This window comes from Novosphingobium sp., assembly GCF_041915465.1.
In the GTDB taxonomy this organism is placed as follows: domain Bacteria; phylum Pseudomonadota; class Alphaproteobacteria; order Sphingomonadales; family Sphingomonadaceae; genus Novosphingobium.
Genome location: NZ_JAYSBK010000032.1, coordinates 22,389 through 30,591, shown reverse-complemented (window position 1 = coordinate 30,591; position 8,203 = coordinate 22,389). Strand labels below are relative to the sequence as shown.

Here is an 8,203-nt window from a genome sequence, read left to right as displayed (position 1 = left end):
CGAACTAGGTAGCGATTCGCAACGCAAAATCGAGCATCCCCTCCCAGGAACTCCCCGATTGGTGCGTGCAGAGAAAACGTAAGGGGAAATATCATGACTGCCATTTGCTCGGCTCCGCTGACCCGTACCCTCCTGGCTGCAGGTCTGGCCTTTGCCGGAACCATCGCCAGCTTTTCCGCCACCGTCACGCCGGCCCACGCCGGTGCCGCCGGTTATACCGCCAAGCTCTCGACCGCGCTTGAAGCGCCGAAGCAGAAGGTAGTGAACGACGTGCTGTGGCGCTGCAGCGGTGACAGCTGCTCGGCCCCGGTCGACGGTGCCCGCCCGGTCAACACCTGCGCCAAGGTCGTGAAGGCCTTTGGTCCGGTTACCAGCTTCGCCACCCCGAAGGGCGAACTTAGCGCTGAAGACCTTCAGCGCTGCAACGCGGCCGCCTGACGCGATCCAAATCAGGCACTCCTAACAGCCCCCTAGAACGGCCTCCGTCGCAAGACGGAGGCCTTTTTTGTGCCCGCCGCCGTCCGTCGCCAGGCAGAGCGTGGCCCCTTTGCGGGTTCAGGCCAAGAGGCCGCGCGTGGTAAGCTCGGCCTTCAGGGTTGGTGCATCGATAAAGTGGTGGGCCTGCCAGCCACAGGCGCGCGCGCCTTCGACGTTGGCGGCATTGTCGTCGACAAACAGCATGGCGGCTGGCGCGTGGCCGAACCGACCGGCGGCGAGGGCATAGATCGCCGGATCGGGTTTCAGCAGCTTTTCCTCACCCGAGACGACGATATCGCGGAAATGGCGGAATACCGGCCAGTTGGGCCGAAAGTCCGCCCAGAACTCCGCCCCGAAATTGGTGATGCCGTAAAGTGGCACTCCGGCTTCTGCCAGCGCCTCGGCGAGTTCCATCGTGCCGGGCACCGGGCCGGGGGTCGAATCGTTGAAGTGCGTGGCGTAGCGGCGGATCAGCGCCTCGTGCTCGGGGAACTCGGCGATCCGCTCGGGGACGATTTCGGCAAGCGGGCGTCCGGCGTCGTGCTGGAAATGCCACTGGGGCGTCACGACGTTGGCGACGAACCAGTCCCGCTCGGCCGGATCGGGCAGCAGATCGCGGTAGATTTCGCGCAGGTCCCATTCGACCAGCACCTTGCCCACATCGAACACGACAGCTTCGACCAGGGGTTCGATTCGCGCGTCGATCATGTTCCGCTCCCGGAGTAGAAACAGCTTCGGCCCGCACCCCGGTTTCGGAGGCGGGCCGTCAGGATTGCGGGTTCGCTGGAATGCGAACCCGTCAAACGCAGGGATTTAGCCCTGGCGCGCCTTGAAGCGACGGTTGGTCTTGTTGATCACATAGGTCCGGCCACGGCGGCGGATCACGCGGTTATCCCGGTGGCGGTCCTTGAGCGACTTCAGGCTGTTGCGAATCTTCATGGTTTCTCTCGGTTGCGGTTCCGACCGCTCAAAATTGAAGCCGGGCCGTTACGGGGGCCGGGCGCTTAAGTCAACCTCTGCCTAGCCTTCCCCGCGAATCTCGGAGAGTTTTCGCTCCCAGGCAAGGGCGTGGGTCACGATTTGGTCGAGATCAGCGAACTTCGGCACCCAGGGCAGGGTGGCCTTGATGCGCTGGTTGTCCGAAATCAGCGAATCGGGATCGCCCGCGCGGCGGGGGCCAAGCACGCGGGTGATCTTGTTGTTGGTGACCCGGTCGACCGCGTCGAGCACTTCGAGCACCGAATAGCCCTGGCCATAGCCGCAGTTCATGGTCAGCGAATCGGCCGGATGGTCGATCAGGTGTTCGAGCGCCAGCACGTGGGCGGCGGCCAGATCGCTGACGTGAATGTAATCGCGCACGCCGGTGCCATCGGGCGTGGCGAAATCGGTGCCGAACACGTCGACCTTTTCGCGCTTGCCCAGCGCCGCTTCGACCGCGACCTTGATGAGGTGCGTCGCCCCGGCGGTCGATTGCCCGGTGCGCGCGCGCGGATCGGCGCCGGCCACGTTGAAATAGCGCAGCGCGCAGAAGTTGATGGGATGGGCCGCCGCGGTATCGCGCAGCATGAATTCGGTCATCAGCTTCGACATCCCATAGGGATTGATCGGCTTCTGCGGCGAATCTTCGCGCACTGGGGACACTTCGGGAATGCCATAGGTCGCCGCGGTCGAGCTGAAGATGAAGTGCGGCACGCCTGCCTTCACCGCCGCCGCGATCAGCGCCCGGGTCTTGGCGGTGTTGTTGTGATAATACTTGAGCGGGTCGGTCACCGATTCCGGCACGACCACCGAACCCGCGAAATGCATCACCGCCTTGATGCCCTGTTCGGCGAAGATCCGGGCGAGGAGTTCTCCGTCCTCGATATCGCCTTCGTAGAACGGCACCCCTTCGGGCACGGCCCAGCGGAAGCCGGTGACGAGATTGTCGATCACGCTGACGCTCCAGCCGGCGTCGGTCAGGGCGAGCACGGCGTGGCTGCCGATATATCCGGCACCGCCGGTGACTAGAACGGGAACTTTGGTGGTCATGGGCGGGTGATGCCCCACGCCGCAGCGCCGGGAAAGTGCTTTGTTCGCAATCGCGTTCGATTGTTCGCGGGCGCCGTTCAGGCGGCGGCAATTCTTGCGGCGATAGTCCGAAAGTCCCCTCTCTCCCTCCCAGGAGCCCTGCATGACCTTACGATTGGCCGCCGTGGCGAGTTCGCTAGCCATCCTGGCCGCCCCGCTTGCCGCGCAGCCCTATCCCGGCTGGGGCGGCTCGGACTGGCCGTCGCGCGATGCGCGGTTCGGCCGCGATGCGCCGTCTCCCGAAGGCAAGGTCCAGGTCGCACGCTTCCGTGCCGAAGGAGCCGCGGCCGATGCGCTGGGCAAGGGCGCGGTCGCGGTGATCGCTTCCCCCGCAGCCCCCGGCGACGGCGACGAGCGCGAACTGGCGACGTTCGAGGCGGCTGTGGTCGATCAGCTGGCGGGCGTGGGCTATGACGTCGCCACGCCCGATCCGACCGGTGGCCAGGTGGTCGAGCTTCGGATCGTCCACGCCGAGGTCGTTCCGCAAGAAGCTCCGCACAAGCCCGTTAGCGGCGCGATGACGATGGGTGTTTCCAACCGCGGATCGATGATGGGCATGGCCGTCGCGGTCGATCTGACCAAGCCGAAGAAGGCGCTTGTTTCGACCCGCCTTGAGGTGCGCATCAAGGACAAGGCGAGCGGCGCAGTGCTGTGGGAAGGCCGCGCCGAGATCGTCACCCGCGAGGGCGACGCGCGCTGGAGCCAGCAGGAAATCGCCACCAAGCTGGCCAAGGTGTTGTTCGACGGCTTCCCCAGCCGCACCGGCGAAGTCGAGATACGCCGCTGAACCTTGCATCTGCGGCGCGGGTCGGCCAGTTTGGCCGTCAAGAGGGAGACCCGTTGCCATGAAGCGTCTGAAATTCGCGCCCATTGTCCTGGCGCTGCTGGCCGTGGCGGGCTGCGTCGCGCCGACCGGCCCGGTCGAGGTGACACGCTTTCACGTGGCCGATGTGGCCCCGCTGGGCAAGGGCACGATCTCGGTCGAACCCGCGCCGGGCAGCGATGGCGCTTCGCTCGAATGGCAGACCTATTCGATCGCCGTCATGCGGCAGCTGGTGCTGGCCGGTTATACCGAAGCCGCGCCCGGTCAGGGCAAGCAGGTGGCCCAGCTCAGGCTGGAACGCGCCACGTTCAAGCCGTCGAGCGGCACCAGTCCGGTCAGCGTCGGCATGGGCGGCACCACCGGCACCTATGGTAGCGGAGTGGGCCTTGGTATCGGCATCAACCTCACCCCGTCGCCCGGCGAACAGGTGGAAACCCGCCTTGGCGTGACGATCCGCGACCGCGCGACCGATTCGGTGCTGTGGGAAGGGCGCGCCAGCTTTACCGTGCGCAAATCCTCGCCGCTCGCCGATACCGCGCTCGGCGCGCCGAAAATGGCCGAAGCCCTGTTCAAAGGCTTCCCCGGCCAGTCGGGCGAGACGATCCTCGTTAAATGACAGGCCAGGTTAAATGACCGACATCACGATCAATGCCGCGTTCGATTCCGGCAATATCGAAGTCCTTGCTGTTTCCGGCGCAACCGCGACGCTGGCGATCCGCAAGGACAAGGACAGTGACTTCTTCCAGTGGTTCCACTTTCGTGTGGCGGGCGCCGCCGGGCGCGAGCTGGTGCTCAAGATCACAGGCCTTGCCGCCTCGGCCTATCCGGGCGGCTGGACCAACTACAACGCCGCCGTCAGCGAAGACCGCGAATTCTGGGGCCGCGCGCCCAGCAGCTATGACGCAGCCGAGGCGGGCGGAACGCTGACGATCCGCTATGTCCCGCAAGGCAGCCTCGCCTGGTTCGCCTATTTCGCGCCCTATTCGATGGAGCGGCACCACGATCTGATCGCGGCCATGGCGCTGGAAGAGGGGGTGGAGCACCGCGAGCTGGGCTACAGCCTCGATGGCCAGCCGATCGACTGCCTGGAGCTGGGCGAGGGCGCAAAGCAGGTCTGGCTCTATGCCCGCCAACATCCGGGCGAATCGATGGCCGAATGGTGGATGGAAGGCGCGCTCGGCTGCCTCACCGATCCGGCCGATCCGGTCGGGCGCAAGCTACGCCGCCTCTGCCGGTTCCACGTGGTGCCCAATGCCAATCCCGACGGATCATGCCGGGGCCACCTGCGCACCAATGCGGCGGGCGTGAACCTCAACCGCGAATGGGCCAGCCCCAGCGCCGACAAGTCACCCGAAGTGCTGTGCATCCTTCAGGCCATGGACCAGACCGGCGTCGACTTCGCGATGGACGTCCACGGCGATGAGGCGATCCCCCACGTGTTCCTTGCCGGGTTCGAGGGCATCCCGGCGTGGAGCGAGGGTCAGCAGGCCGGGTTCGACCGCTACAAGACGATTCTCGCGCGCCGCACCCCCGATTTCCAGACCCGCCATGGCTATCCGGTGGCAGGGCCGGGCCGCGCGAACCTGACGATGTCGACCAACCAGCTGGCGCAGCGTTTCGGCTGCACGTCGATGACGCTGGAAATGCCCTTCAAGGACAACGACGACCTGCCCTGCCCCGCGCAGGGCTGGTCGCCGGAGCGTTCCGTGCAACTGGGCCGCGACTGCATGGCCGCGCTGCTGGAGTGGCTGGAGGGGTAGGGGTTCGGTTCAGCGCGAACCGGGTAGTGGTGGGGCTACTTGTATTGCCTCTGGAATCTCGCAAAGCCAAAGGTGAAGCGGTGGGTTTGGGGGTTATTGTAACTGTCACCGTAAATAAATACTGGAAAATTAGGGGGCAGCATGGACCGAAAATCAAGATATAATGCATTGTTATATATAATGATTTTCAATTCTATATTTATGATTTCCTTTATATTAAGAGCAAAATGCGCAAATGACGGACATATTGTTTGCCTATCTCCAATAGAAATTTTGCTTAGCGCTTTAGATCGGCCAATATATTCAATTGCAAATATCATGGATGTTGATGAAGGTGGGGCAATGTTTTACATACTATATTATAGCATAAAATTAATTATTCCGAATATTATTATATATTGCTTGGTTCTTTTAAAATATACGCTCAATAATAAGGGTAATTAGATCGTTCCCTGGATGAATTGGGATTGTATTGCGCTGCTAGTTCACTAGGGAATGCGGCGACAGTTACAATAAACCCTAAACTCCGCTAACGACTGAGCCATGGCCCGATTGCCCCGCGTGGTCCTGCCAGGGATTCCCCACCATGTGACGCAACGCGGCAATCGCCGCGAGCGGACGTTCTTCGAGGATGGGGACTTTGCGCTCGAACTCGATTTGCTGGCGGATGCGGCAGGGCGGGCGCGGTCGAGTGGCTTGATGAGCAGGGGATCGGCCTCCCCACGGCTTTAGGCCTCCACCTATTGCGGGCTGTCTTTCAGCTGGGTGTGGAATTCCACGCCGTCCTGCAAGCCATACAGCATGCCATCCAGCAGCCAGTGTCCCGGGGATGTTCGATCCGGATAGAGTTGAAGCTGCCCGGTCATGCCCTGCCAATAGAGATCGGCGGGCAAGGCATCGCCTGCGATCTTGTAGGACGATTCAATGACCAGGCCGATCGTGTTCTCGGTGCCCCAGAAATAGCCGCTGATGCCGAACACTGCCGAATAGGTGCCCGTATCCCAGCGGCTGGTGATCTTGTGGCGGCCATTGAAATGCATGTCGTCGGCGGGGCCGAAATCGATCCCGAATTCAAGCGGAAGGGTGCCATCCACAGTGTTGCGGGTGCTGCCGATCCCGCCGCCATACCAGTGCCGGGCAAAGATCGGCTGCAGCTGCGACCAGTTATCCGTCGCCAGATTGGCCCGCGCCGGTTCGGCTGGCAGAAGCAACGCGGCACCGATGCCGCCAAGGCCAAGCATTGCCTCACGGCGCGGAATTTTCATTTTCGGGATCTCACCGTTGTGGGCGGGGCAGCCGGGCCAGCCACCGCTCAATTGCAGCTCATGGTCTGGCCCTTGTACTCAAGGGACAGATCGTAGCCGACGCGGCGGGTGCTGCTGAACCTGGTCGCCTTGATCTTCTCTGCTGCGCCCGCCAGTTGCTGCGCGCTGTCATAAACCGCTTCGTTTTCCGGGCCTCGGGTCATCTTGCGCGCGGCCTTGATGCCCTGATCGAAGTCTCCGCAATAGGCGTTGCGGCCAGACTTGTTGGCTTTTACCGCCCGTTCAAGATCGCCAACGCCCATGCAGAACGATTGCAGCTGGATGCCCAGCGCATTGGGCATATGGGCCGACATCAGATCGCCAACCAGCCCGCCGCAGGTGGATTTCAGCTGTGCGACATAGAGCTTCGTATCAGGCTCATCGCTGTTTGCCGCAGCGATCATGCTCTGCGCGCGGCCATTGAACGTCTGCACGGCGCGGTCGCTCAAGGCTTCTGCCCATAATGCGGACGAGACGATTAGGGCGGCGCAACCGATTGCCAAAACGAACTTGCCGCGCATGGGGATCTCCAGATTTTCCTCGGCGCAATGGGCCAGGCCAACCGGTCAGGACATAGACCGATCTGCTGATGCTTAGGGCAAGCAGAAGGAATTAATTGGAATTTCGCGACAAACGCAGCAGCTCAGCCCAGACTATCCGGCCCGAACGCGCGCGGCAGCAGGTCGGACAGGCGAAGCTCCAGCACTTCGCTCTTCCCCACGCACCACACGGCGGGATCGCTGCCGCCCAGGGCTGCGACTTCGTTGAGCATCTGGCGGCAACGCCCGCAGGGCGTCACCGGATCGCCGCTGCCGACCGCGCCCGCCTTGCCGCCGATCACGGCCACCGCTTCAAGGCCGCCGCGCCAGTCTTCGGACAGGGCCTTGCCCACCGCGACCGTTTCCGCGCAGAGCGTCAGGCCATAGCTCGCGTTCTCGACGTTCGCGCCGGTCACCACCGAGCCATCGGCAAAGCCCAGCGCCGCGCCGACGTGGAAGTTCGAATAGGGCGCATAGGCGCTGCGCGCGGCATCGCGCGCAGCGGCGATCAGGGTGTCGCGGGTCCAGCTCATGGTTGCACCACTACCCAACGCACCGGCTCCTTGTCAGCCTCGTTCGTCAGCGCGTGGTTGGCCGTCCACAGCATCCACGGCCGCCCGGCATAGTCCGGCTGGAACCGGTCGCGCACCAGCCACAGGTTGCGGTCGATCGCGGCGGCGATGTGATAGCGCTCCTCGAACCGGGCCGAGACCTTCAGGATCGTGGCCTTGCCGGTGTGGGTTTCGATCTGGTTGAGGAAAGTCATCAGTTCGCTCTGCACGGCGGCATCGCTGACTTTCACCGGGCAATTGTCGGCCAGCATGTCGAGGTCGACCGCGGGCGGCAGCAGCTTGGCATCACGCGGGACCACGGTGACGAAGTTCGCCGCCTGCCGCTCGGCCGGCTGACACGGGTCATAGCGGTGCACCGCGCCAACCTGGAACCTGGCGGCGCGCGCATCCTCGAAATTCTGGACGAAGCTGGGATCGCGGGCAAAGGCGCTGGCCGAAGCGTCAAGATAGACAAAGTCCGCGCCGATGGCTTTGAGCGCCTTCCAGTCAACCGCGCCGTCGTCTGCCCCGATCTCCACGCCCTGCATCGGAAAGGCGGCGCGCATCGGCCGCCAGTGGCTCATGTCCCACCAGAGGTAGCCCCCGCCAAGCGCCGCGATCAGCCCCGCGATGCCCAGCAGGCGCAGCCGCCAGCGGCTTTTCCCTTTACGTGCCATGATGG

At 63.5% G+C, this 8,203-nt stretch carries 11 protein-coding genes; 4 read left to right on the top strand and 7 right to left on the bottom strand.

The features are described 5' to 3' along the window. The first annotated feature begins 93 nt into the window (after positions 1 to 93). Positions 94 to 438 (top strand): hypothetical protein, encoded by a 345-nt coding sequence (locus ACE3SN_RS07750; protein ID WP_374528986.1) that lies wholly within the window; start codon positions 94 to 96, stop codon positions 436 to 438. Between the two features lie 117 nt (positions 439 to 555). Here the strand turns inward: ACE3SN_RS07750 and ACE3SN_RS07745 are convergent, their stop codons facing one another. From ACE3SN_RS07745 to galE, 3 genes are all read right to left on the bottom strand, one after another. Further along, complete coding sequence (locus tag ACE3SN_RS07745; protein WP_374528985.1) at positions 556 to 1,185, bottom strand: HAD family hydrolase; 630 nt, start codon at positions 1,183 to 1,185, stop codon at positions 556 to 558. A 105-nt stretch (positions 1,186 to 1,290) separates the two neighbouring features. Next, positions 1,291 to 1,416, bottom strand: coding sequence for a type B 50S ribosomal protein L36 (gene ykgO / locus ACE3SN_RS07740; RefSeq protein ID WP_003046794.1), 126 nt, complete (start codon positions 1,414 to 1,416; stop codon positions 1,291 to 1,293). A gap of 81 nt (positions 1,417 to 1,497) precedes the next feature. Continuing rightward, positions 1,498 to 2,505 (bottom strand): UDP-glucose 4-epimerase GalE, encoded by a 1,008-nt coding sequence (gene galE / locus ACE3SN_RS07735; RefSeq protein ID WP_374528983.1) that lies wholly within the window; start codon positions 2,503 to 2,505, stop codon positions 1,498 to 1,500. 142 nt (positions 2,506 to 2,647) lie between these two features. On the opposite strand from galE, the gene ACE3SN_RS07730 reads away from it, so the two are divergent. The 3 genes from ACE3SN_RS07730 to ACE3SN_RS07720 are packed head-to-tail and all read left to right on the top strand — an operon-like array spanning position 2,648 to position 5,127. Continuing rightward, positions 2,648 to 3,331, top strand: coding sequence for a hypothetical protein (locus tag ACE3SN_RS07730; protein ID WP_374528982.1), 684 nt, complete (start codon positions 2,648 to 2,650; stop codon positions 3,329 to 3,331). Between the two features lie 58 nt (positions 3,332 to 3,389). Then, positions 3,390 to 3,983, top strand: a complete 594-nt coding sequence (locus tag ACE3SN_RS07725; RefSeq protein WP_374528980.1) for a DUF4136 domain-containing protein — start codon at positions 3,390 to 3,392, stop codon at positions 3,981 to 3,983. Between the two features lie 13 nt (positions 3,984 to 3,996). After that, on the top strand, positions 3,997 to 5,127 hold the full coding sequence (locus ACE3SN_RS07720; protein WP_374528978.1) for a M14-type cytosolic carboxypeptidase: 1,131 nt from the start codon (positions 3,997 to 3,999) through the stop codon (positions 5,125 to 5,127). A 740-nt stretch (positions 5,128 to 5,867) separates the two neighbouring features. On the opposite strand, the gene ACE3SN_RS07715 is transcribed toward ACE3SN_RS07720, so the two are convergent. The 4 genes from ACE3SN_RS07715 to ACE3SN_RS07700 form a co-directional block, all read right to left on the bottom strand. Then, positions 5,868 to 6,392: a hypothetical protein gene (locus tag ACE3SN_RS07715; protein ID WP_374528977.1), complete on the bottom strand. Its 525-nt coding sequence runs from the start codon at positions 6,390 to 6,392 to the stop codon at positions 5,868 to 5,870. Between the two features lie 47 nt (positions 6,393 to 6,439). Further along, a complete protein-coding gene (locus ACE3SN_RS07710) occupies positions 6,440 to 6,880 on the bottom strand; it encodes a hypothetical protein (RefSeq protein ID WP_374528975.1) in 441 nt (146 codons plus the stop codon). Positions 6,881 to 7,074: 194 nt separating this feature from the next. After that, positions 7,075 to 7,503: a cytidine deaminase gene (locus ACE3SN_RS07705; RefSeq protein ID WP_374528973.1), complete on the bottom strand. Its 429-nt coding sequence runs from the start codon at positions 7,501 to 7,503 to the stop codon at positions 7,075 to 7,077. Beyond that, on the bottom strand, positions 7,500 to 8,198 hold the full coding sequence (locus ACE3SN_RS07700; protein ID WP_374528972.1) for a glycoside hydrolase family 25 protein: 699 nt from the start codon (positions 8,196 to 8,198) through the stop codon (positions 7,500 to 7,502). The genes ACE3SN_RS07705 and ACE3SN_RS07700 overlap by 4 nt, the downstream gene beginning before the upstream one ends. Positions 8,199 to 8,203: the final 5 nt, after the last annotated feature.